Below are 24,145 nucleotides of genomic sequence, written 5' to 3' on the forward strand. Positions count from 1 at the left end.
ATAACTGCTTTTGTAAGCAATTATAGGCTAAAAATTTAACAACCTATGCAGGAACATATTTAAGAGAAAATTGTATCGTTTTAATCAATAATATCTTCTCAAAAATTTTAAATATCGCTTATAAAACAGAGACTCATTACCGACCTTCTCATACTTTTTCAAAAGATAAAAAAATAATCTAAGATTGACTTTTTTTGTATTTTTCCTTATGGGTTAGCAATCATTTTATAGGAGTGAAATTGTTTATCTAGCCCATAATTGCCAACGGAATTAAGAAGGGCCGCATACCGCGGTGTTGAATAAATGAAGCGTACTTACCAACCCTCGAAACTTGTCCGTAAACGTCGTCACGGCTTTCGTGCACGCATGGCAACAGTTGGTGGCCGTAAAGTCATTGCAGCTCGACGTGCCCGTGGCCGTAAGCGGTTATCTACTTAGCCATTTAAATTTTCACAACAGATTGATATTGTATACTATTTTTTGTTGTGAAGTTTTATTGTCCACCTCAAGTGCTTGCTTTCGTACGCACCAGATAAGATTGTATAATGTTCTTTTTATGAAGCAAAAATACCCCTGCACTATTCGCAAGAGAGCAGATTTCTTGGCCGTACATACAGGAGAAAAACGACGAGGTCCTTTATTTCTTCTTGAAGTTAAATCTCGCAAAGAAACGGCAGAAATGAAGCACTCCTCTGCAGCACGTGTGGGATTTACTGTCACGCGTAAAAATGGCAATGCTGTTAAACGTAATCGTATCAAAAGACGTCTACGTGAAGCGGTCAGAATTGGTTTAGTAGAAGATATGGAAAAAGGAACAGACTATGTCATCATAGCACGCCCAGATGTCCTCCATGCACCTTTTCCATCTTTAATCCACGAATTAAAGCGGCGGATAAAGCAAAAAACAAAACAATGGCAACGACAACAGGATAGCACAAATGGAATATAATCGAAATTTCTTTATCGCCATTGGATTGTCTTTTGTAGTACTCGCAGCATGGCAGTTTTTTTACGTCATGCCAAAACAAAAAGAATTACAACAGAAACAAATAATTGCTGAGCAACTGTTAGCACAACAATCCTCATCTTTAACATCTAATACTGATATATCATCCTCAAAATTGGCTCCTATAATCGATTTTCCAGTAACCCCTGAAATAAGAAATTCTGAACTAGCCAAAACAGATCGTATCGCGATTAAAACAAGTGAGCTTGAAGGTTCTATCAATCTTTTGGGCGCACAATTTGATGATCTTTTGCTCAAGAAATACCGCTTAACGGTGGATAAGGAATCTTCAGAAATTGCCTTATTGAATCCAAAAGGATTCAACACAACTTATCTGGCTGAATTTGGTTTTACAAGTTCATCTTTGTCGGCAAAAACACTGCCACAATCTGATACCCAATGGAAAGTAGAGGGAAGTAATAAAACACTGACTCCTTCAACACCAATAACTTTAGTTTACGATAATGGACAGGGACAGATTTTTCGCCGTATCCTTTCAGTTGATGAACATTATATGTTTACAATTAAGGATTTAATCAGCAATGAGAGTGATAAACCGATACATATTTCTTCTTATGCTAGAGTGGCACGTTCAGCTCCACCAAAACGTGTAAATGCAACCTACTTACTCCACGAAGGTATGATAGCTATTTCTGGAAATTCACTTAAAACTGAAACATATAAAAACCTAGCAGGACTTACTCCAAATCCAGAAAATGGCCAAAAAAGCATAACGTTTCCTAAATCTGCAGGAGGATGGATTGGTATCACTGATAAATATTGGGCTGTAGCAGTTATCCCCCCGCAAGATAAAGAACATACAAGCCGCTTCATTTACTTTGATCGGCTCAACACCCATTATCAATCTGACCTTCTTAGTGAGACTTTAACGATTGCTCCAAAGGAAACAAAAACCATTGTAAATCATCTTTTTGCTGGTGCAAAACAAGTTGAAATCATTAATCATTATCAGAATCAGCTAAAAATTCAAAAATTTGGTCTTTTAATTGATTGGGGTTGGTTTGATTTCATTACAAAGCCAATGTTTTCTCTCATTGACATGCTGTACAAACAAACAGGGAATTTTGGTATTGCCATTCTTCTCGTCACGGTACTTTTAAAAACACTTCTATTCCCTCTTGCCAACAAGTCTTATAAATCTATGGCACGCATGAAACTCATACAACCAATGTTGTTGGAAATAAAAGAAAAATATCCGGATGACAGAACCAAACAACAACAAGCAATGATAGAGTTGTATAAAACAAAAAACATCAACCCCCTTGCTGGTTGCTGGCCGATGTTAATTCAATTTCCAATATTTTTTGCCCTTTATAAAGTTCTGTATATCACCATTGAAATGCGACATGCGCCTTTTTTTGGATGGATCGAAGATTTGGCAGCACCAGATCCAACTTCTATTTTTAACCTTTTTGGTCTTTTGCCCTATACAGTTCCAACATTTCTTATGCTTGGTGCATGGCCTTTTATCATGGGAATAACGATGTTTTTACAAATGCGGATGACTCCGCTACCCCAAGATCGAGCACAAGCAATAATCTTCACTTGGATACCTGTTATATTTACTTTTATGCTTTCTTCTCTTCCTGTTGGTCTTGTTATATACTGGGCATGGAACAATGTATTATCCATGATTCAGCAAAGTGTCATAATGAAGCGTCAAGGTGCAAAAATTGAGCTTCTCGACAATCTTAAAGCTATGTGGCACAAATCATCCAAAAAAGAAGTACATGAATGACAAAAGGTTCTTCGCTTTCAGGAATTTTTTCTCGAAACTGGATTTTTGTTCGTGGTGTTCCTGCAATTCATTTTCTCCCACCCGAAGGACCGCCAGAGATTGCATTTGCGGGTCGTTCTAATGTTGGAAAATCGTCCCTTATAAATGCACTCGTTCAACAAAAAGGTTTAGCACGTACTTCAAACACACCGGGACGAACTCAAGAACTTAATTACTTCATACCTGATAGCTTCGATGAAAAATCGCAAATTTTTCCTCCTTTAGCGCTTGTAGATATGCCAGGTTATGGCTTCGCTGAGGCTCCTAAGAAATTAGTTGATGCATGGACATATCTAATTTTTAATTATTTACGAGGTCGTACAACGCTAAAGCGTGTTTACGTGTTGATTGATTCGCGTCATGGAATCAAAAAAAATGACGATAATGTTCTGAATCTTCTTGATAAAGCTGCCGTCTCTTACCAAATTATTTTGACCAAAAGCGACAAAATAAAATCCAGTGCACTTGAAAAGTTAATAATAACAACAAAAACAAACCTTTTAAAGCGTCCAGCATCTTATCCTGAAATTCTAATAACATCTTCAGAAAAAGCGTTGGGCTTAGAAGAGCTACGCACAGCTATTTTGCAGGCAGCCTCACAATAAGACGCATTCTTGTCATTAATATGTTGTTAAGCTTAATGACTAACAAATGCTAATAACCTTGTGCTTTCTGTAAAGCATCTTTATAAAATTTCTGTTGCTGAAAAATAATCCATCAACTTTTTTCGATCGTGTGAACTATGCTGACACTTTTTCATTCTCCCCTATCTTCCACTTCCCGCTTTGTGCGTCTTATTCTTGGAGAATATGGTGTGGCCGCTCACTTAATTGAAGAGCATGAATGGGCACGAAGACACGAATTTCTTGCGCTTAATCCAGCTGGGCGTGTCCCCGTTCTTCTTTCTGAATGCGAAACGCCATTATCTGGAGCTACCATTATCCTTGAATATTTAGATGAAACACGTGGAAATTTACGACAAGAAAATAAATTTTTTCCAGGAAATCCTTTAGATCGAGCAGAAGTACGCCGTCTTAACGACTGGTTTTTGAATAAATTTGAAAATGAAGCTATACGCCACATTGTACGAGAACGAGTCCACAAACGTGAAATGCCAATAGCGGTTGGTGGCGGTGCTCCAAATTCACAAATTTTACGCAATGCACGCGCTAATATTTCGCCACATATGAATTATCTAAATTGGCTTTGTGCATCTCGCGACTGGTTAGTTGGCTCAGCGCCATCTTATGCCGATCTAGCAGCTGCATCTGCTGTTTCTGTTCTTGATTTTCTAGGTGAAATTGACTGGGAGCAAATCCTCGCTGCAAAAGATTGGTATATGCGGATTAAATCACGCCCCTCCTTTCGCCCTCTTTTAACAGATCGAGTCCGAGGATTTGCTCCCAGCCCTCATTATGCAGATCTTGATTTTTAAATATCTATCTGAGATAAAATAAGGCAACATTAATTCGATTACCTATTCCAGCATATGGATTCTGTTACAACAAAATTTATGATCTCATATGCACAGTATATGATCATCGCACTCCCCTTCCAAGATATAGCAGATTTAGAGATCTTATTGAGCTGTATTTACATTTTTAATCCAATAAATATACTTCTAACCATCAGCCTATATAAAAGGATAATGGAGTATAATGAACAAGAAAGAAAAAAATTGCCCATATTCAAAGAATAAAACAGCACGAGGAGACAAATATGCGCCTTACAGTTGTCGGTGGAAATGGAAAAATGGGACGCGAACTCATCGCGACTATACGGAATAAAAAAGATGTTGAGCTCCACGCTGTACTCGTACGAAAAGGATCTATTTTTGTAGGAAAAGATGCAAGTACGTTGATTGGATCAGAACCTCTTGGAATTTATATAACCGATAATCCTGAAAATGCTTTTTCAAATACAGAAGGTATTTTGGATTTTTCTCAACCACAAGCTAGCATCATCTATGCTGATTATGCGGCTCAAAAAGGCTTAATTCATGTCATTGGAACAACTGGATTCAACAAAACAGAAGAGCTAAAAATTGCTGACTTTGCAAAATATACAACCATTGTCAAATCTGGAAATATGAGCCTCGGAGTTAGTCTTCTAGCTAATCTTGTAAAAAAAGCAGCTCAAGCATTAAACCAAAATGATTTTGATATTGAAATTTATGAAATGCATCATTCTGGCAAAATTGATTCTCCTTCTGGAACAGCTCTTTTCCTCGGGAATGCCGCAGCTGAAGGTCGTAATGTTGCACTAAATGATGTTGGTGTTAATAACCGAAATGGCCATATAGGAAAACGTGAGAAAGGCACCATTGGATTTTCCTCTTCACGAGGAGGAACAGTTATTGGAGACCACAGTGTAATTTTTGCTGGTCAAAGTGAACGCATCGTTCTTTCACACTTTGCACAAGAACGATCAATTTTTGCAAATGGTGCATTAAAAGCAGCTTTATGGGCAAAAAAACAAAAAAATGGTCTTTATTCAATGCTCAATGTTCTGGGATTGGATAGTAAATTTTAAACAATCAATAACCAACTCAGGAAATGCACAATGACACGTACGCTTGTATTAGTCCGTCACGGACAAAGTGAATGGAATACCAAAAATCTTTTTACCGGTTGGAAAGACCCAGATTTAACAAAAAAAGGTTGCGAAGAAGCGATAACAGCAGGAAACAACCTTAAAGCAGCTGACTTAAAATTTGATATAGCATATACATCTGCATTACAGCGTGCACAAAAAACAGCACAATATATTTTGAAACAAATGGAACAATCAGATTTGCAATTGATAAAAAACCAAGCGTTAAATGAGCGTGATTATGGTGATCTATCTGGCTTAAATAAAGATGAAGTACGTCAACAATGGGGGCAAGAACAAGTACAAATGTGGCGTCGTTCCTACACTATTGCGCCACCTAATGGAGAAAGTCTGCGCGATACTGGTGCACGTGTGTGGCCTTATTATCTCTACAATATCCAACCTTATATCTTGCGTTCTAAAACTGTTTTGATTGTAGCACATGGTAATTCTCTTCGTGCACTTATTATGGCGCTTGAAGGCCTTAATAGTGAAGAAATTATGTCTCAAGAACTGGCAACAGGCATTCCTATTGTTTACACATTTAATCCAGATTCAACGATTTCATCAAAAACAATTATCACACCTTAAGTCCTTTAAAAGAAATTTATTGATTTTTTCAGTTAGAGAATAGATTTTATAATTTTATTGACAGAATTACCCTGCAAGCTTAGACAAATTCCGTTGCCCTGATGGCGGAATTGGTAGACGCGCAGGTTTCAGGTATCTGTGCTAAAAAGCGTGGAGGTTCGAGTCCTCTTCAGGGCACCATTTTATTTATAATAATACAATATAATCAATAAGTTAATAATTTTTATTCTTTTTTAATCCACCTAACAATCCACCTCTTATTGCGTAATTGAAAGCGCTAAGCGAAACTCCAAACAGGCTATTGGAAATCTACAGTCATGCTCTCTAAAAAACAATCGCTGGCGTAAAAGAAAACCTTCCACGCCAAAGATTCAAAACTTAATAATAATCCCATAAATAAAATATCAAATTTGCAAATCTGTATAACCGTATAGATAATTATTTAAAAATATCTGTTTTGGCTAGAATACGAACCCTCAAAACCTTCAAAAATACCTACACAGGATTTTGAGGGTTTTGAAGGTTGTACTTTCAGGAATTTTATAATTTTTTTGCACGTCAAAGCAATTCTAAATAATAGCATTTCATGAATTCATTGATCTTTCTGCTTCAGCACAGCGGTTTTACCTACTGGTGACAAACCGCATAGACTTACAGCTATTTTTCTTTCAAGTTCTAACATTACCTTATGAATAAAGCTGAGAATCATTGAATCATTTCATGATCGGAAATATTGACAATTTTGCCATTTTAGCTACTTCTATAGAAATCACACAAATTGAAAAGGAGCATTGTTCTGTGCTTTCATTCACAGCAACAGAATTTTTTAATAATCCAGGACGACGCAATCAAGAAGTGCAAAGTGAACCAATTGAAGTAAAGAGTTATGGTAGGATAGTTGGCTATTACCTATCACCGTTAGAATATAATCGTTTAATCAATGCAGTGTGTCGTGCATCTGAGCCAGGGGCTTATAATTCGATCAAGGATCTTGTTCATGCACGCCGCCATGACATTCTATCTCTCGCCAAGAAATATGGAATAACCCGTATCCGATTATTTGGATCGGTTGCGAGCGGCGAAGATCAGCCACACAGCGATATTGACTTTTTGGTTGAATTTCCTGAGAATAAACCCTTTTCTGAAGATGATTTTGAATTTATTGGCAAATTACAAGAAATGTTTGGGAAACGTCGCGTTGATGTAGTACGCCTTGAAATGATTGATAAACGGCTTAAGAAATCCATTCTTGATGGAGCAATTGAATTATGATCAAGCAAAATCCAAAGGCGTGACAACGCTGTGCTGAACATATTTTGACTGCATCTGAGCCTATTGAACGATTCCGCGCAAAATATGAAATCGAAGATCCAGATGCTTTCAAGGATATTCTTTATCGGAATTTACATACAATTTCAGAGTCAGCCGATAAATTGCCAGATCACATCAAAAAGGAATATCCAGACATCGAGTGGTCTAAGGTGAAGGGTTTTAGAAATTTAATAGTTCATGATTATTTAGGTGATGATATTAACCAAAAGATTGTGCGTAATATCGTATTCAGGAATCTTCCAGAACTGCGCAACGCAGTAGCAGATATACTTAAACGCTATCCCTGAAAAAGTTGTTTTATAAAGGAGAGAACTTAGTTTGAGTATAGGGATAATGGTTTGCCAAAAACATTCCTTCAAAGCTCATTTATGTACTGCTTCAATAATATCAATGAACCGATAATAAATGAGCTATATATGGCAAAAATCACACCATATTAATCAAGACCTGTTATAATAATAACAAGAAAGCTTACTTAAATGGCTTTTACATCCGCTTCGATTTATTTTTATTATTCTCTAGAAGATGTCTTTACTAATAATTTATTTTTCCTTCCCGCTGGTAACGCTATAAAAATTCTGATGCTACATCAGTTTACTATATTGTAAAGTAATTATTCATTCTCAAAGATCATTTACAGACCTTACCTGCTATCAAAATAATAATCAAAAAAAACAGCAGCAACCGATCTTGCTGTGCCCCTCCTTCACAAGAGAACGGTCGCAAAAGATTAACAGACTCTCAAATCAAAGAATAAGTCTCTCACTTACTATTTTGATTATCGCTATATCGATCAATTAAAACTTTCTTCGGATCCTCACCATATTTGTTACCCTTGCGCTCTCCATCTTTGAAGAGAAGATAAAGCGACAGAGCAAAAACAAAAAATAATGTAATTGCCAAAATAGCAGGCTCAGAAAATCCGCTTATTTGAGACATTCCGTGCACAATGCTCATAGACCCCACACAAAGAACCACCCAAAAACCTGAATAACCTAAATCATGCATCCGTCTTATAGCAATAAACAAAATAGGCATATGACAGCATATCACATAAATTATAAACCAAAAGACCGCAAAAAATAAGATGAATTGAATGCTTTTGAATTGAACAATTCTGGCCGCTCTATTGGTAGCCAAATGGGTGCTGTAATAAGACGAAATATAACAGAGAACCAAATATACTCAGCACGCATTGCACGTCCTTTCCATTGAAAAATCCGCGGTAGCGCGTAATAAAACCATCTAAATCCACTATACCATTTCAGTTTTTTCATTTTATTATCCTACATTTTATCTGTGAATAACCACAGTCACTTTAACAACTGTTTCTTTTCGTGACAGCCCACCGATCGCTTTCTCATACATCTCTAAGAGAAGAGAATGAAGACGAAAATTCTTTTAGACGACTATCTTCAAAGGCGTTTCTTTTTTGATATCTAATTTTGGAAGGTTCCGTACAATTTTGCATATCTCCAAACTCACTGTGATCATTCGCAGGAATAATTCGAGCGGATAACGCGCATTGCCCATGATCTCACAAGCCCAATCATTCGCATCATTTATGACTATGAAATCGTCATCTAAAAAACTCTCGAAGAATACCTTTCCCTTGAAAAAGATTTTCAAAGATGTCTTTTATTAGCCTGACCTAAGTTTATCAAAAAATCTTCTAATTTTATAGCGAATATCTTTTTTTCGTTCCGGCATCATTATATGCTGAACCTCTTTCATAGCTAAACAAAGGGCTGGATATTTTCGATACACTTTTGGTATTTTAAGCCAGTATCTAGCGTCTTCGGATGCACGCACAAATACACGAGCCTTAGCGAGCTCTATAGTGCCTAAATTATCGCCTTGTAAAGATTGCATGATATCCAAATCTTTTTTAAGAACTGCATCGTCCAGCCACCTAAAATGAAAGTCGCTCCAACCTAGATCCCTGCGCAATACCCTTGCTACATCATCAGGTTTCAATTGAAATTCGTTCAGACCCCAAAAATTCTTAATAACCTTGTCCAGATGTTCCATATAATTAGGGTCCAATAGATTTCGCAATGCTTTACATACAGTAAAGACTAAGTGACGGTCTCTTGGTTCATCAAAAACCCAATAAAAACCGGATATGCTATAGTCTCTAATATATTCCCTCGCTATTTTTAGCTTCTTCGCATGTTCTCCTGGAGCGTATTCTCTCTTTACATACTCTCTGTATGCTTTATCGTACTTCTCTAATTCAGCACGTGTAATAGTATCATATGGAAGAAACTCATCTTCTACTTCTGAAGCACAAGCACTCCCCACGTCCAAACATAACATAAACGCCGTGGTTTGCGATATAATAGCTATAATCAATAGCACTTTTCGTAGGAGAAAATATATCAAACTCTATCTCCTGAATCTTATTTCAAAGCAGAAATTTTAAAATTTCTTTTTGATTGTTATATAAACTCAAAAACTATTATTTAATTATTTTTAAATCCGTAATTAAGTTTAAAAATAAATCTTTATTATTTTGTTTTGAGTTATAATAAGTTTATTTAATCACCAAAACAGCAAACGATTTTCTCATGGTATGTCTTCTTTGATAATGGTATTTGATACATGAGTTAATTAGGTATTCCACCTAGCCGGCAATCAAAATTGCCCTTAATATTTCTATTATAAAATCTACCTTTCGAAGGTGAAAACAGCCAATTTTCTACGACATAGGAAGGAACGCGACAATAATGATAGTAAGTATTCTTCAAAAGAACCACCACATAATTTTGTTGCAGCTGATAACAAATACGGTGGACAAATGAACTAACTGTAGATCGGCATTGGAAATTATCTAAGTCCACCACCCCATGGTACTTAACATACACTGTTTCAGCCGAAGCAGCACTTGAAGCCAATATATTTCCTATCAAAATAGTTAAGATAAAAGATAATTTTTTCATATGCTTCTCGAAGTAAAATTAAGAACAAATATTCTGCAAGTATTGACTCTTATTTTGAATCTGATGCTTTAATTACGTGGCGTCAGCACCTTTTCACGACAATGAGCTAGCCCTTCCATCAAAGCACTTGTAAATAACAAACTCTGTTATCATAAGGAATCATTAACTATCAAATAATATATTTTATTAAAATACTAAATGAGCTTATATCAACGATTTTATTTGAATATTTTAAAGCAGCAAAGCGCGAATAATGAGCTTTGTGTATGCTATAATTTTACAGATTATAGTAATTTATTATGCATTGTAGTTATGAATTTGATTATAATAATGAAATGATTTTGGTATAGCTCTTTTATAATTGATAAAATATTTCAATCCTATTTGGAGAGATAACACTGCTTTCTTTTTAATCTCATAAGGAATAAAATGAGCAAGACAGTAACGCTTCAAGTCAATAGCGCTTGTTGTATTCTTAATTTCTAGAAATTTAACCATGAATCTCTTTATCTAAATCATGCAGTAACATCGATTCAATCAATCTAAACGCTAAAAAGAGTTTTTGTATAAGAATCGGATGAAACAAACTTCATTAAATCTTCAAGAGTAACAAGAGCTTTGCCATTTAAAACTGGCTCATTAAAAGAGGTACGAGTTGTACATTCTACTCTTAATTTCCCTTCTTCTGCTGATCGAATTATACAGTTGTAAACTGCTTGAAATTTATCGACTATATGAGACTTTACTAAAAACAAAAAGTTATCACAGATCATCCTCAGTTTCTCTTTTATTGAATCTGGTATCGATGAGAAATGGTTATTTCTGAATATAATCTTACATTTTTTTTGAATTATTCTGGTCTCTTATTGAAAAACGTGGTGCTAACACCACAAACCATTCTGGATGTGATCCAACTATCAATAAGGCCGCTTATGACAATGTAATGCTATCTTTACACAAGAAACCTTTTATTTCTTTATAATTCAATAATTCATTGTTCAAACATTTCTCCTTTTTATCTGCAAAATTCACTCATTTTCCCCTGTAACGTGTTACGCCCAGCGCTCCATAAGAACACGACGTCGTTCAATAAAATTTGTTCGACGATAAGCACGTTCAACGCTATTTCCGATCACATGCCCTAGGCATAGTTTCTGCAATCTCATAAGAAACCTCTGTTTCTTCAGCTAACAAATCCCGTAAACCAGAATGAAAGCCGTTCGAGCATGCTTCGAGACCAGCGTGCTTCATGTATTTGGACACAGACATATCTGAAATAACGCCTCGACGAATACCAAGAAAAAGAAAACCATCGCGGGAAAGAAAACGAGCTTGTTCAATGACATTCATTGCTTCACTTGATAAAGGCACACAAAAATATGTTGTGGCATTACGCCTACCCTTCATAGCTTCAGCAGGAATTATCCAAATAAAACCGTTAATCTGACTTTCATGAATGTAACGCAAAGAACCAGACCTAACACCCGTGAGAATAAGAAGACGTAAAGCCAAATGTGTCACCGTTGCTTCACTAAATGTTTTATAAAAACCTGGCACCTCTCTCCAATTCATTGCTGGTATATTTTGAGCCTTATGACGCTGTTTCCTAATAAAGCTCGTGCTTTATATGGGCCTGTAAATCAACACTATCCCAAGAGCAGCGGCATGTTTTAGGCAAATATTGAGACGATTCATTGCCTTTCTCGCTGTTTCAGCCTTTGTGTACCAAATCGGAAACAGCACGTCACAAATATCCGTCTGGCTAATCTCTGTAGCAGGAACTTTACACAGTTTTGGTAAAACATGAAGTTGCAAAGGCGTAAACCAACGCCCTGCCTTACCATCTCCCTTTAATTCAGCTTTACGACTTTCAAAAGCATCAAGTGCAATATCTTTCAACAAATGAAGATTGTGGGCTACTTCATGTTTCAACTTTTCGCACTCTTTAATGGAATCACGATCTGTATGAACAACAGCACACGCTACTGTTCAGCCAATTCTCGCACTTGTTTTAAAGATATGTCTTTGCAAACTCCTAACCCCATCTCCCGACGCCGCCCATGAATGGTATAGCGCAGAAACCACTGAGCTCCACCATCTTCACGCTTGTACAACCACAAACCGGCACCATCATTATACTTGCCAACACCCAATGTTGCTACTGCCCTTGCACTTAAACGGTTTATCGCACCCATGTTCAATCCACCCCAAAACCGTCTTCTGTAAATCCACCCATGGATCCACCTTTTGGACTGCGATTAAATGATTTTTGATGATTTTTTGCAATAAAGAACAAAATGATAATTTATGGTGAAAAATCAATTCGTTGCTTCTTCATGGAACCATTCAATATTATAAAACCATAAAGAGTACTACTCTGGAAAATACTTATAATCCCCTATCCTTTCAAATCGCGATGATATATATGCAGCATTTTATTTAAAACTTTTTGCATTAGATAAAATAAAAATCTTATTGGATTAATAGATTGCATCATAGTATATATATTATGTGCCATAATATAATCTTTATAGAGATATATTTCATCTCATAATCTATTAAACAAGTACATTCTTACCTTGTATCTAACGAAACAACAGTATTAAAAATAAGAGCAGTTTCTTAAAAAGTTCTAATTCGGTAAGACACATTACCATTAACAACTTCAATATTGAAATAAGAAAATTAGATCATCCGATGGTACACTTTAAAAATATTTTTCGAATAGATATTTTAGGCTATTTTTTTTAATCTTGGTTTGGTATCTGTTCTAACTTCCTCTCAAAAATACATTCACAATGAGCTGATTTTCGACACAAACCTTTAAAAGACTATCTTTTTAGAACAGATTATTGAATTTATTAAACTATATATCTTATTTGTGTTTTTATTTAATACATTTCATATAAAATTATAAGAATAATATGTGATTTTATTGTGTTATTTTTTTGATTCATGCTTTACATATAATCCACATAGAATTATACGATCAGAACATAATAGACATATACGCGTATATGTCTATTTGGTTTTTAATGAAAATGAGAAGAAAGTTTATAGAAAATTATGATTAAAGTCCTAAAACACCAAATATGTTTATGTGCTCTTACAACCTCTGTTTTTTTCTTTGTGCCCAATGTAGGTGTTAAGGCAGAAGATGATTTAAAAAAAAGAGATTTTTCATGTAGTTCTCCTTCAAGAAGTTACGAATGTGGTTTTGTCTATGACGGAACACTCGGTTCTGACTATGAGGTAAAAATTACAAAATCCAAGAAAAAAATAATCAAAGAGGAATCTGCTGATTTCACTATTAAACCACAAAAAGACATAAGTTCATATATTGGGGAAACTTTGCAATTGAAAAAGTTTGGTATGATTGTTGCACCAGAAGTGCTAGCATCCAAGGACAAGGTAGTAATTGTGAACAATTTTTCTATAACTGGAAATGGCAATAATGCTGACAAAAGCCCAAAAGCAGGTGAACGTAATGGCCCCCTGAAACAAACAGTTTTTGGTATAAGACAAGGTGGTTTTCTTGTTGTTGATAATAGTAAAGTTGACGCCAGCAATCTTTACGGATTCACAATTGAAAGTTCACAGCCTATTTATTCTCGTGATGAGCATGGTAAAGAAAATTTGAATATGTCTGAGGCTTTTATTGAAAATTCAAATATTATTCTTAATGGGTGGGGAGCTCGTGGGATGTATGTTACATCAGAAAAATCAGAAGTAAAACGCTTACCTACTGAAGCAATTACTCAGTTGGGAGAATTTTATTTTAAGAATAGTACACTTAAAGTTCCTTATGGTACAGCCTTCTATGTTGATGAATCCAGAAGATTTCCTTATTTCACAGTATTAAATGGTTCACATATTTACGCTGATCGATTACTAGAAATTAAGAATGGTGCGTATGCTGGACTAGAAGCTCATTCTTCTTTTTTTGTAGGAGGCACACGCGTTGATCAAGATTCTTTTGGTGAACTTGAATTATTTAATAAATCAAACTGGACAATCACACAAAGTAAAAGGGGTAATCGACAAAGCCAAGAGCATTTAAATCCATCGATTTCGTTTGTGAGAAACATTGATAGTTCCATTTCTTTTAAGAAACCCCAAAATGATGATTATCAAACTCTTCACATTGGGAAAAAAATGATGTCTTTAGACTATGTTTACATTACACAGGGAAATGCGCGCCTTATAATGAATGCAAATTTCGTTGCGAAAGGTGGAAACAAAGAGATAAAAACGGATAAAGTTCTTATCTCTGGAAATGTTTATGGAACAACAAAAGTCCATATCGTAGATCTTTCAAAAGCTTCAAAAAATAAAGAGGAACATAAACAAAGTGAAAACAAGGATTCTTACAGTGTTTCGCTCATTCAGGTTTATGGAAAAGCGAAGGAGGATTCCTTTAAACTAGCCAATGGTTACCTAGCACTAAGAGGGTTACCTTATAAATATAGTCTTCGTTCTTATGGTCCAACTTCTTCTTCTGGAGAAGCAAAAGAAGAAAACAGAATAGCTGGAAAGGAGCTGATAGAAAGTGGTGAAGATTTCTGGGATTTCCGCCTTGAAGCTGATTATTTTTCGCGTTCTTCTCACCGCTCTCGTTCTCAACTAAGCAATTCTAATAATCGTCGTACACGTCGTTCTGCTGGATCTAATCCTTCTTTCAACCAGACTGTAGCGGATTTTAATGTTTTTTCTCCAAATCATGCAATAAGAATTAGGAATATTGTACCACAAGTTCCAACGTATCTTCTTTTACCAAACGCTCTGTTTCATGCTGGCATGATAGACATCAACAATCAAAATAAGCAGTTGGAAAATATGCGTATTTCTATAGAAGAAAAATCAGAAGATACCGCTTTTTTTATGCGGGGGTATGGTGGAAATTACCGTTACACACCAGATTTATCTACGCTTAAATATGGCTATAAAGGTAATTTTGGCTATAATGCTGCAGAAGTAGGTGCTTTGCTAGATCCGATTGAAAGTACAAATTATGCTGTGACTTTTGGAATTATAGGAGCTTATGGAAAAATTTTTCTGAAACCTCAAGATGTTGCAGAAAGCAAGAAAAGCGCATTTGATAAATTGTCTGTTACAATGTATGGTGGAATGCGATACAATACAAATCTTTATTTGGACAGCCTACTCTCTTATGGTTCATTTAAAGGTGATATTCTCAATCTTGAACGTGGTAAAACAGCAACATTAAATGGCAATTTTCTAAGAGCGTCGCTGACTGGTGGTAAGCAATTTATGACAGGATATAAAGGCCTTGTCTTTGACCCACAAATTCAGGTTGTTTATCAGAGCTTACTATTTAACAAAACGTCTGATGTTGATGGTTTTGATGTTGATATAGGAAAGCCAGATCAGTGGATGGTACGTATTGGAGGACGCTTAGCAAAAACGCTTGCTACTACAGAAGATGAAGCAAATTTCGTTTCCTTATACAGCAAACTTCATGTTACTCATGGTTTTGAAAAAAAGCAACTTGTACGTTTGGGAGATCCTTTTCAGATAGGAGCTTTTGGTTCTTCACTAGAAGCTGGATTAGGTTTGAATGCCCGTTTATCTCCAAAATTTGTGCTTCAAGCTGACTTTACTTATCAGCATAAACTAACCAAGTCTGGTTTTTCTGGAACAAGTTTTTCTGGCGGACTGCGTTATCGTTTTTAATGTCGTCGTATGTTTCACTAATCTATCTAAAAGTCACAAAGGTAATTTGTGACTTTTTTATCATTAATTTTACCTCATTAACATTTTTTAAAATATAGTTTCTTTGAAAATTTTTAGTGTGTTTTCTGATTGAATTTTTTTAATCCTTCTTGAAAAAATTAATTAGTCTTGTGTATTCAATAAATATTTTATTATGCTATTCACTTAGTACTGTGAGATGATTTTTGGAAGAACAAAGGATTTTCTTAAAAATCAGCATATAAAATCATAAAATCTGCTTATGAATGATATCTATTCTTTATAAGGAGCATAACTCATTTAAAGAATACAAAAAGCAGAGTATAAGGTTATACACGCTTCTTTTTTTCGCTCTTTTACAATCTCTATAAAATTTCTTTATTAGATCTGTTTGTCACATGCTTTTACAGCTTTAAAAAATTCACAAAACCAATTAAATTGCCTTCAGAACAAAGAAAATTATCAAAATGAAAAAAGATGCATGAGATAATGTCTTAGTGCATATTTCCAACTTAATTTGGGAAAATACAACCTTCTTTCAAGATACAAAGATATATCGTTTTCTCTAATATCTCTTTTTTAATACTCTCTATCATCACTAAATTAATAAAAGCCATATTGCTTATTTGAATATTCATTTTATTACAATTACAAGATGATAAAAATATACCCACCATGTACATTCAGAACAATTCTATAACTTATTTTAATACTTCCATCTTCAAAGTCTCATAGAAAGCTTATTCGAAAATGACAAACAGATTTCTGCCATTTTTCAAGAAAAAACCAACAGGAAAATAAGCAGGACCTCCTGTTTCTCCCATGCAATACATAAAATACCCTCAAAAAACCTGAACATCATATCAGGATACAAATTTGGTATTAACTTAACGTATCTGTATAACCAATTTTATCTCATTTGATTTATGGCGGAGAGGAAGAGATTCGAACTCTCGAGAGCCTTTTGAGCTCTACTCCCTTAGCAGGGGAGCGCCTTCGACCACTCGGCCACCTCTCCAAGGGCGGTGCATAAACGTTATTCACGGAAAGTTCAAGACATTTTCGATCTTTTTTTTAAATATCTAAAATTTTTCTTTGTTAGTTGATCAATCGAATAAAAATTAATAAATAAAAATTGTGACTTTTTTATCTTTCCCTCTTGAATAGCATATAAATCTCCTTAAAGATAACAACTTCACTATTTAACTAAGGTGAAAATCACGGATATCGTGTGTTTTGCTTTATTTTTCAAATATCGTGTATTTTATCCTGTTCTTAATGAGGTAGCAGACAGCATTTTTCAAGCTTAGGTTGCCTTTTTTACTGGAGATCTATTATGAACATTAAATCCCTTTTTTTAGTCCCTACAATAGCTTTTACGGCAACATCTGGAACAGAAGCAGCTTCAATGGTTTCTACGGAACAAAAGCCTGTAGGGTATGTTCGTATTTGCGACGCATATGGTAAGGGATATTTTTATATTCCTGGAACGGAGACATGCATCCGTTTGTCGGGAAATGTCCGCGCTGATTTTTTAGGTGGCGATAATGTCGATGCAGAAACCGATGCTGATCTCAATAAGAAAAGAAATACTTATGGTGCATCCGCACGGCTATCTCTCGTTTTTCAAACAGCATCTGAAACAGAACTAGGAACGTTGCGTTCATACGCACGAATTTACTCATCTTGGAGGAATGGTAGAGATACCGTTGGTGCAAGACTTTCAGCTGCCTACATGGAGCTCGGCGGCTTTCGGGTAGGTCTTGATGATACAATTTTCAACAGCTGGACTGGCGACTATGGAAATGTTATAAATGACGATAGTATAGCACCATCAGGTGTTACACGCACAAATTTTGTTTCTTATACTTTAAGCGGTGATACTGGTTTTTCTGCAATTATCGGAGCTGAATTAGGAAATGCTTCAAGTCCTGCTGTTGCAGATACTCCATACTACTATGTTAATAAAGACGAAAAAATTGTTGTCGTCCCAGATGATCGCCTTCCAAGTAAAAAAATTACAGGATATACTCCCAACCTTGTTTTTGGTACGAAATTTATGCAAAAATGGGGCGGAGTTTCAACCGTTATAGCTTACGATTCCTATTATAAAAAATGGGCTGGCAAAATACGAACAGATATTAATGTTAACGATCGTTTGAACCTTTGGATCATGGGTGGTTATAAAAGTAATATCGACTACTATAAAGCAGACAATGACATACTGTCGCGACACAACACTACAATTTATGCAAATTGGGGAGGAAAGTGGGCAAGTTGGGCCGGTGCAACTTATAAAATTACTCAAGATGTAAATTTCAATGCTCAAATTGCCTATAGTGCTGTTAAGACCTTTGCAACTTCTATAAATGTCACATACACACCAGTTCCAGGTTTAAAGATTACGCCTGAATTGACTTATGTTTCTTGGAACGATGATCGCACTTTTAGAGATCTAGATAACGATAAAACATACAGACAAGCTTTGAATGGAAAAAGTGCCTTGCAAACAATGATTCGCTTCCAGCGTTCTTTCTGATCATTTTGAATGAACTACTTTTTCTTAAAACTGGCAACATAGCAATATGATTGTCAGTTTTAAGATTTTGGATATATTTTTAGCAACGATGGTAATATCTTTTAATGTTTGTTTGTTGCAATTTTTACAAAAAATATTCCGGAAAAATTAACCTAAATAATGTTATTGAAAACTTTTTGCATATAATTAAAATGATACAAAAACTCTTATCAAAACAATATGTTACCAAATCTGCACAGGTTTACAGCAGAAACAAAATATGAAATGAAGTATGGCTCTGAACAGAAGGATACAAACTACAAAACATCCTCAATAAAACGACCTATCTAAAACAAAAAATCTACACTCTTTATGCAATATTATAGATATAAACTAACTACCCTTCTCCCTATTTGTACACCATACCCCCCTATATCGTATCCATCAGATTGTAAGGATTTTGAAAGTTCCTTCTCCCGATTTTTACCAATTTCTTTACGCACAATCTTGTTTCCACACTACAAGAAACCCTCTTTACGTGAAGCGTAAAGCGTCGTCAATAAAGGAAAACTATAACCATAGCAATTTAAATCAAAATAAGCTGAATCCACTTTGCGGAAAATACTTATCTACCAATGCATAAATAATCGCTGCTGTTTCAGCGTCCAGAATCCCATCATAATTCTGCTGACGAAAATGCAACTGAAAAGCTCGAACCAAACTCTTGTATCCACTTTCTGTACACGCAGATAAGGTATCATATCCATACTGCTTCAGCCTGACTAAAATATCTTCTTTGGCAGGCAATTTTTCACAAAATTTCTTCTGATAGCACTCTTTTAACTCATCATCATACCACGCTCCTATGCCGGCAGCATAAAGCTCTTTCCACGGAAAAGCTGCACCTGGATCACTTTTTCTTCCAATGGCAATATCGCTATGTCCTACAACATCTGTTGGCATAATATCTGGATAACGTTGAAGAATATTCAATGCGAGCTCTTTCACCGCATCAATTTGTACCGGATTATAAGGTGGGAATGAAAAGTCTTCATTATTATAGACATTCAAATCGACTGTTCCAAGCTCAACAACAGAATTATCCAAATTATCATTCTCAGATAATAAATAAGCAGGGAAACGACCGTCATCACCACCTTTTTTAGCCAAATCAAAACCACGCATATCCTTTAATAGAGCTTCTGTATACGTTTCCTCAAAACAATCGGTATGTCCTGTTGCCAAGTTGACTATCTCAATTCCAATAGAAGTATCATTCAGATTATTACGTCCAGCCCACGAACTAACACCAGCATGCCATGCACGTTCACTTTCATCCACTAAGTTAAAAATACGCATATCCTTAAATCCAGCATCAATATACGTCTGTTCTGAAGGATCAGGAACAAGATAATGAGAGCTAACTAATGATCCAGTAAGCGCTATAATTGAATTCTTAAAATCAATAGAAGTATAATGCATTACAAGAAAACGAACACGACGATTGAAACTTTTAACAGAACGATAGCTATTATAATCAATCTGATACATAGAAAAATTTTCCTTTTTATCTAACTTACTTATACCGTCACGAATAACAACAAATCGTATCTTTAAAATAAAATAATAATGAAGACACTACAAGCCGCCAATCATCTACTTTTCCAAGTAAAAATCTAAAAATTGTTAATAAAAGAACAGGTGAAAAATTTCATAAACTACCAATGTAAAATAACCTACAGTAAAAACAGAACGTTCTACCATAAGATAGCAAACCACAAACAGAATAATCCATCCAACAGACTAGGGGGAATATAAAAAACTTTACGGCGATTTCTTGACAAAAAATTTTGTTTGCCACTATCTTATAGAAAAGCATCCTGCAATGACTTTATAGAGCAGATCTATTCTATATCATATATTTTTAGATAGAACTTACGTTTAGATTATTAAGTTATTGTTTACAATTGCTTTATTTTATTAATTTTATTGATAATTATGTTTTTTTGGAACATAATTTGTGATGAGACATTTTATCTCCACTATCATTGAAGGAGATAAAGACATGGAAACCCGCATTCCAGGCGACACATCATTCGATACACATTTTCTTGAAGAGACTTCGTTAGAGGATCAATATCCTCTTTTTCACATACCTATTTCATGGTCAGCAATTTTTGCAGGACTTGTTACAGCCCTTGCAACCTCTATCTGCTTATCTTTTCTAGTTGCAGCCTTGGGACTAGGTCATTTTGACCTTTATTCCTCATCACCTTTTAAAAGCACCCTTTTCTCCGTTGGCATTGGTTCCCTTATTATTATGCTTATCAGCCTCGCTGGTGGCAGTTTTGTTGCAGGTCGTTTTGCTGAAGCATCAGGAGCCATTCATGGTTTTTTAACTTGGGCTCTCTTAACGCTCATTATGGCGATCCAAACCATTCTGTTTATCTCAAGTTCAGCCCACTTGGGTGCTCAGGCTGTCTCATCTAACATCGCAGAAACAAAACAATCCATAACGGACAAAATAATAGATATAATCCCCTTCCTCTCCAGATTAGATAATGAGAACTTTGAAAGCCTTCTACGACCAAAGAATGACAATGGAATCGACTTTGATCAACTTCACAACGAGATATACGTTGTTCTCAACAACAATGAGATTCCTGCTCTTAATCCCGAACGCTTGAAGCAATCCTATCAAGAAGCCTTAGAGGAAATTGATGCAACAATCACAGCTTTCAAGAATGATCCATCTCACTATAGCACTTATCTTAAGGATTTGAAGAACTATCTTTCTTCTCGTGCGCAAGCTATGAATACCCATATTGATAAAAAAGCCATCATTGATAGCCTAATAACGCGCGGAGTTTCCCACTCAGATGCACAAAAGATGGCCAACCACGCACTTGATCTCTATCATTCAGCAGAAACAAAAACTGAGAAAGCAATCAAAGCCCTTGAAGAACAAGCTAATCTACTATCTCAAAAGATAAATCTTCCAACGAAAGATTCTAGTCGCCTTGCAGATAAAGCCGTAAATACGGCATCTAATATCGGATGGTGGGGTTTTTTAGGCGGTCTGATTGGAGCCATTATTTCTAGTATTTTTGGTTATTATGGTTACCGAAGCCGTAAACATTTCTTCATGCCTTAAAAACCTTTTGTTCTGTATCAGGATCGATCCGATAAAGACTGCACAATATGTGCAGTCTTTTATCTATAAAGTTCATAATTTTTTCGCGCAACAATACCCATAACCACATCTATCCCATCCCATTCAGTTATCCACAATGGTTCTTCATCTAAATTTCGCAAAGAATACAAAAATATTTGCTTATGAAGAAAATGCCAATTTGAGTTTCCGTCTTAATAAGACACATCATCCATAATAGTATCTTCCCCTATATAGATTTTTTATACAAGGCCACTCATAGCCGACATCATGCAGTCGCAATTTTGCGTTATGGAACAAGCACACTAGAAAGAAACACCCCGTCAATGATAAAGAGAGGCACTCTTTTCTTTTTAATCATGAATTAATCGAAAGATTCTCTTGGTTGCGGGGGCAGGATTTGAACCTGCGGCCTTCAGGTTATGAGCCTGACGAGCTACCGGGCTGCTCCACCCCGCGCCACGAAAATTAGAATAAAGATAAAATTCTGTCCAGCTTCAGATTTTGCGAAGATTATCCTATGCACTTAGCAGACCTGGCAGCGACTTACTCTCCCGTGCCTTAAGGCAAAGTACCATCAGCGCTGGAACGTTTCACGGCCGAGTTCGGGATGGGATCGGGTGCGTTCGCTCCGCCATAACCACCAAGTCAGCAAAGAGCATATAATAACGAGAAGCAAGTACCTTCATATATCCATACAATGAATACAGGAAATGGGAACGATCAAGCCGATCGAACTATTAGTATCAGTAAGCTTCATGTGTTACCACACTTCCACACCTGACCTATCAACGTGGTGGTCTACCACGGTTCTCAGGGAATACTTGTTTTCAGGTGAGTTTCCCGCTTAGATGCCTTCAGCGGTTATCTCGTCCGTATATAGCTACCCTGCTATGCGGCTGGCGCCACAACAGGTCCACCAGAGATACGTCCATCCCGGTCCTCTCGTACTAGGGACAGGTCCTGTCAATATTCCTACACCCACGGCAGATAGGGACCGAACTGTCTCACGACGTTCTGAACCCAACTCACGTACCGCTTTAAATGGCGAACAGCCATACCCTTGGGACCTGCTCCAGCCCCAGGATGCGATGAGTCGACATCGAGGTGCCAAACAACCCCGTCGATATGGACTCTTGGGGGTCATCAGCCTGTTATCCCCGGCGTACCTTTTATCCGTTGAGCGATGGCCCTTCCACACGGGACCACCGGATCACTATGACCGTCTTTCGACTCTGCTCGACTTGTCAGTCTTACAGTCAGGCAGGCTTATGCCATTGCACTCAACAAACGATTTCCGACCGTTCTGAGCCTACCATCGCGCGCCTCCGTTACTCTTTAGGAGGCGACCGCCCCAGTCAAACTACCCACCATACACGGTCCCGAATCCGGATAACGGACTGCGGTTAGACATCCATATCGGTAAGGGTGGTATTTCAAGGATGACTCCACAAAGGCTGACGCCCCTGCTTCAAAGTCTACCACCTATCCTACACATACAGACACAAATGCCAGTGTAAAGCTATAGTAAAGGTGCACGGGGTCTTTCCGTCTAACCGCAGGAACCCCGCATCTTCACGGGGAGTTCAATTTCACTGAGTCTACGTTGGAGACAGCGGGGAAGTCGTTACGCCATTCGTGCAGGTCGGAACTTACCCGACAAGGAATTTCGCTACCTTAGGACCGTTATAGTTACGGCCGCCGTTTACTGGGGCTTCAATTCAATGCTTGCACATCTCCTCTTAACCTTCCAGCACCGGGCAGGCGTCAGACCCTATACGTCGTCTTACGACTTCGCAGAGCCCTATGTTTTTGGTAAACAGTCACTACCCCCTGGTCTGTGCCACCCTTTAACGGTTGCCCGCTAAAAGGTCACGCTTCTTCCGAAGTTACGCGTGCAATTTGCCGAGTTCCTTCAACGTAGTTCTCTCAAGCGCCTTGGTATTCTCTACCAGTCCACCTGTGTCGGTTTCGGGTACGGTCTATACGTGGGAGCTATTTCCTGGAACTGCTTCACTGCAAGATCAATCCAATAAGACCTTACAATATACGCAATCCGTCACTACCCACAGGTCCACGAATATTAACGTGGTTCCCATCGACTACGCCTTTCGGCCTCGCCTTAGGGGCCGACTAACCCTGCTCAGATTAACTTTAAGCAGGAACCCTTGGACTTTCGGCGAGGGAGTCTCTCACTCCCTTTATCGTTACTCATGTCAGCATTCTCACTTCCGATACCTCCAGGAGCTCTCGCGAGTCTCCCTTCACAGGCTTACGGAACGCTCCGCTACCACTTACTCATAAGAGTAAATCCACAGCTTCGGTGTATGGCTTTAGCCCCGTTACATTTTCGGCGCAGGGACCCTTATTTAGACCAGTGAGCTGTTACGCTTTCTTTAAATGGTGGCTGCTTCTAAGCCAACATCCTGGTTGTTTTGGGATCCTCACATCCTTTCCCACTTAGCCATAACTTGGGGACCTT

The 24,145-nt window shown here is 36.9% G+C and carries 18 protein-coding genes, 3 tRNA genes, 2 rRNA genes and 1 pseudogene (1 of these 24 only partly in view); 13 read left to right on the top strand and 11 right to left on the bottom strand.

Annotated elements, in window-relative coordinates; all coding sequences use genetic code 11:
* Positions 1-303: 303 nt before the first annotated feature.
* The 10 genes from rpmH (at position 304) to V4P54_RS04055 (ending at position 7,606) form a co-directional block, all read left to right on the top strand.
* Positions 304-438: a 50S ribosomal protein L34 gene (gene rpmH / locus V4P54_RS04010; protein ID WP_455476768.1), complete on the top strand. Its 135-nt coding sequence runs from the start codon at positions 304-306 to the stop codon at positions 436-438.
* A gap of 118 nt (positions 439-556) precedes the next feature.
* Positions 557-949 (top strand): ribonuclease P protein component, encoded by a 393-nt coding sequence (gene rnpA, locus V4P54_RS04015; RefSeq protein WP_455476769.1) that lies wholly within the window; start codon positions 557-559, stop codon positions 947-949.
* Positions 939-2,765 (top strand): membrane protein insertase YidC, encoded by a 1,827-nt coding sequence (yidC, locus tag V4P54_RS04020; protein WP_455476770.1) that lies wholly within the window; start codon positions 939-941, stop codon positions 2,763-2,765. Before rnpA ends, yidC begins: the two co-directional genes overlap by 11 nt.
* Positions 2,762-3,409 (top strand): ribosome biogenesis GTP-binding protein YihA/YsxC, encoded by a 648-nt coding sequence (gene yihA, locus V4P54_RS04025; protein WP_455476771.1) that lies wholly within the window; start codon positions 2,762-2,764, stop codon positions 3,407-3,409. The genes yidC and yihA overlap by 4 nt, the downstream gene beginning before the upstream one ends.
* A gap of 137 nt (positions 3,410-3,546) precedes the next feature.
* On the top strand, positions 3,547-4,239 hold the full coding sequence (locus tag V4P54_RS04030) for a glutathione S-transferase family protein (protein WP_455476772.1): 693 nt from the start codon (positions 3,547-3,549) through the stop codon (positions 4,237-4,239).
* Between the two features lie 284 nt (positions 4,240-4,523).
* Complete coding sequence (gene dapB, locus V4P54_RS04035; protein WP_455476773.1) at positions 4,524-5,336, top strand: 4-hydroxy-tetrahydrodipicolinate reductase; 813 nt, start codon at positions 4,524-4,526, stop codon at positions 5,334-5,336.
* Between the two features lie 30 nt (positions 5,337-5,366).
* Positions 5,367-5,987: a 2,3-bisphosphoglycerate-dependent phosphoglycerate mutase gene (locus V4P54_RS04040; RefSeq protein WP_455476774.1), complete on the top strand. Its 621-nt coding sequence runs from the start codon at positions 5,367-5,369 to the stop codon at positions 5,985-5,987.
* A gap of 95 nt (positions 5,988-6,082) precedes the next feature.
* Positions 6,083-6,167 (top strand) — tRNA-Leu (locus tag V4P54_RS04045).
* Positions 6,168-6,707: 540 nt separating this feature from the next.
* Positions 6,708-7,259, top strand: a complete 552-nt coding sequence (locus V4P54_RS04050; RefSeq protein ID WP_455476775.1) for a nucleotidyltransferase family protein — start codon at positions 6,708-6,710, stop codon at positions 7,257-7,259.
* A 44-nt stretch (positions 7,260-7,303) separates the two neighbouring features.
* On the top strand, positions 7,304-7,606 hold the full coding sequence (locus tag V4P54_RS04055; protein WP_455476776.1) for a HepT-like ribonuclease domain-containing protein: 303 nt from the start codon (positions 7,304-7,306) through the stop codon (positions 7,604-7,606).
* Between the two features lie 475 nt (positions 7,607-8,081).
* Here the strand turns inward: V4P54_RS04055 and V4P54_RS04060 are convergent, their stop codons facing one another.
* The 6 genes and pseudogenes from V4P54_RS04060 to V4P54_RS04085 all read right to left on the bottom strand — a co-directional run bounded on the left by V4P54_RS04060 (position 8,082) and on the right by V4P54_RS04085 (position 12,456).
* A complete protein-coding gene (locus tag V4P54_RS04060) occupies positions 8,082-8,372 on the bottom strand; it encodes a DUF805 domain-containing protein (RefSeq protein WP_455476777.1) in 291 nt (96 codons plus the stop codon).
* Between the two features lie 5 nt (positions 8,373-8,377).
* A complete protein-coding gene (locus V4P54_RS04065) occupies positions 8,378-8,596 on the bottom strand; it encodes a hypothetical protein (RefSeq protein ID WP_455476778.1) in 219 nt (72 codons plus the stop codon).
* Between the two features lie 364 nt (positions 8,597-8,960).
* Complete coding sequence (locus V4P54_RS04070; RefSeq protein ID WP_455476779.1) at positions 8,961-9,704, bottom strand: hypothetical protein; 744 nt, start codon at positions 9,702-9,704, stop codon at positions 8,961-8,963.
* Positions 9,705-9,928: 224 nt separating this feature from the next.
* Positions 9,929-10,261 (bottom strand): KTSC domain-containing protein, encoded by a 333-nt coding sequence (locus V4P54_RS04075; RefSeq protein WP_455476780.1) that lies wholly within the window; start codon positions 10,259-10,261, stop codon positions 9,929-9,931.
* Positions 10,262-10,803: 542 nt separating this feature from the next.
* The gene (locus V4P54_RS04080) at positions 10,804-11,034 is read right to left on the bottom strand and encodes a hypothetical protein (protein ID WP_455476781.1); all 231 of its coding nucleotides are present in this window, start codon (positions 11,032-11,034) and stop codon (positions 10,804-10,806) included.
* Between the two features lie 279 nt (positions 11,035-11,313).
* Positions 11,314-12,456, bottom strand: a pseudogene (locus V4P54_RS04085) (tyrosine-type recombinase/integrase).
* Between the two features lie 871 nt (positions 12,457-13,327).
* On the opposite strand from V4P54_RS04085, the gene V4P54_RS04090 reads away from it, so the two are divergent.
* Positions 13,328-15,955, top strand: coding sequence for an autotransporter outer membrane beta-barrel domain-containing protein (locus tag V4P54_RS04090; protein ID WP_455476782.1), 2,628 nt, complete (start codon positions 13,328-13,330; stop codon positions 15,953-15,955).
* A 945-nt stretch (positions 15,956-16,900) separates the two neighbouring features.
* On the opposite strand, the gene V4P54_RS04095 is transcribed toward V4P54_RS04090, so the two are convergent.
* Positions 16,901-16,991 (bottom strand) — tRNA-Ser (locus V4P54_RS04095).
* Between the two features lie 318 nt (positions 16,992-17,309).
* Here V4P54_RS04095 and V4P54_RS04100 point away from each other — a divergent pair.
* Positions 17,310-18,512, top strand: coding sequence for a porin (locus V4P54_RS04100; RefSeq protein ID WP_455476783.1), 1,203 nt, complete (start codon positions 17,310-17,312; stop codon positions 18,510-18,512).
* A 570-nt stretch (positions 18,513-19,082) separates the two neighbouring features.
* On the opposite strand, the gene V4P54_RS04105 is transcribed toward V4P54_RS04100, so the two are convergent.
* Entirely contained in the window at positions 19,083-20,042 is a 960-nt protein-coding gene (locus tag V4P54_RS04105) for an N-acetylmuramoyl-L-alanine amidase (protein WP_455476784.1), read from the bottom strand.
* 514 nt (positions 20,043-20,556) lie between these two features.
* On the opposite strand from V4P54_RS04105, the gene V4P54_RS04110 reads away from it, so the two are divergent.
* Entirely contained in the window at positions 20,557-21,645 is a 1,089-nt protein-coding gene (locus tag V4P54_RS04110) for a DUF3792 domain-containing protein (protein WP_455477682.1), read from the top strand.
* 400 nt (positions 21,646-22,045) lie between these two features.
* Here V4P54_RS04110 and V4P54_RS04115 read toward each other — a convergent pair.
* From V4P54_RS04115 to V4P54_RS04125, 3 genes are all read right to left on the bottom strand, one after another.
* Positions 22,046-22,122, bottom strand: a tRNA-Met gene (locus V4P54_RS04115).
* A 74-nt stretch (positions 22,123-22,196) separates the two neighbouring features.
* Positions 22,197-22,311, bottom strand: a 5S ribosomal RNA gene (rrf, locus tag V4P54_RS04120).
* Positions 22,312-22,382: 71 nt separating this feature from the next.
* A 23S ribosomal RNA gene (locus V4P54_RS04125) occupies positions 22,383-24,145 on the bottom strand; it runs 1,047 nt beyond the window's last position.

Source organism: Bartonella sp. B41, assembly GCF_053795765.1.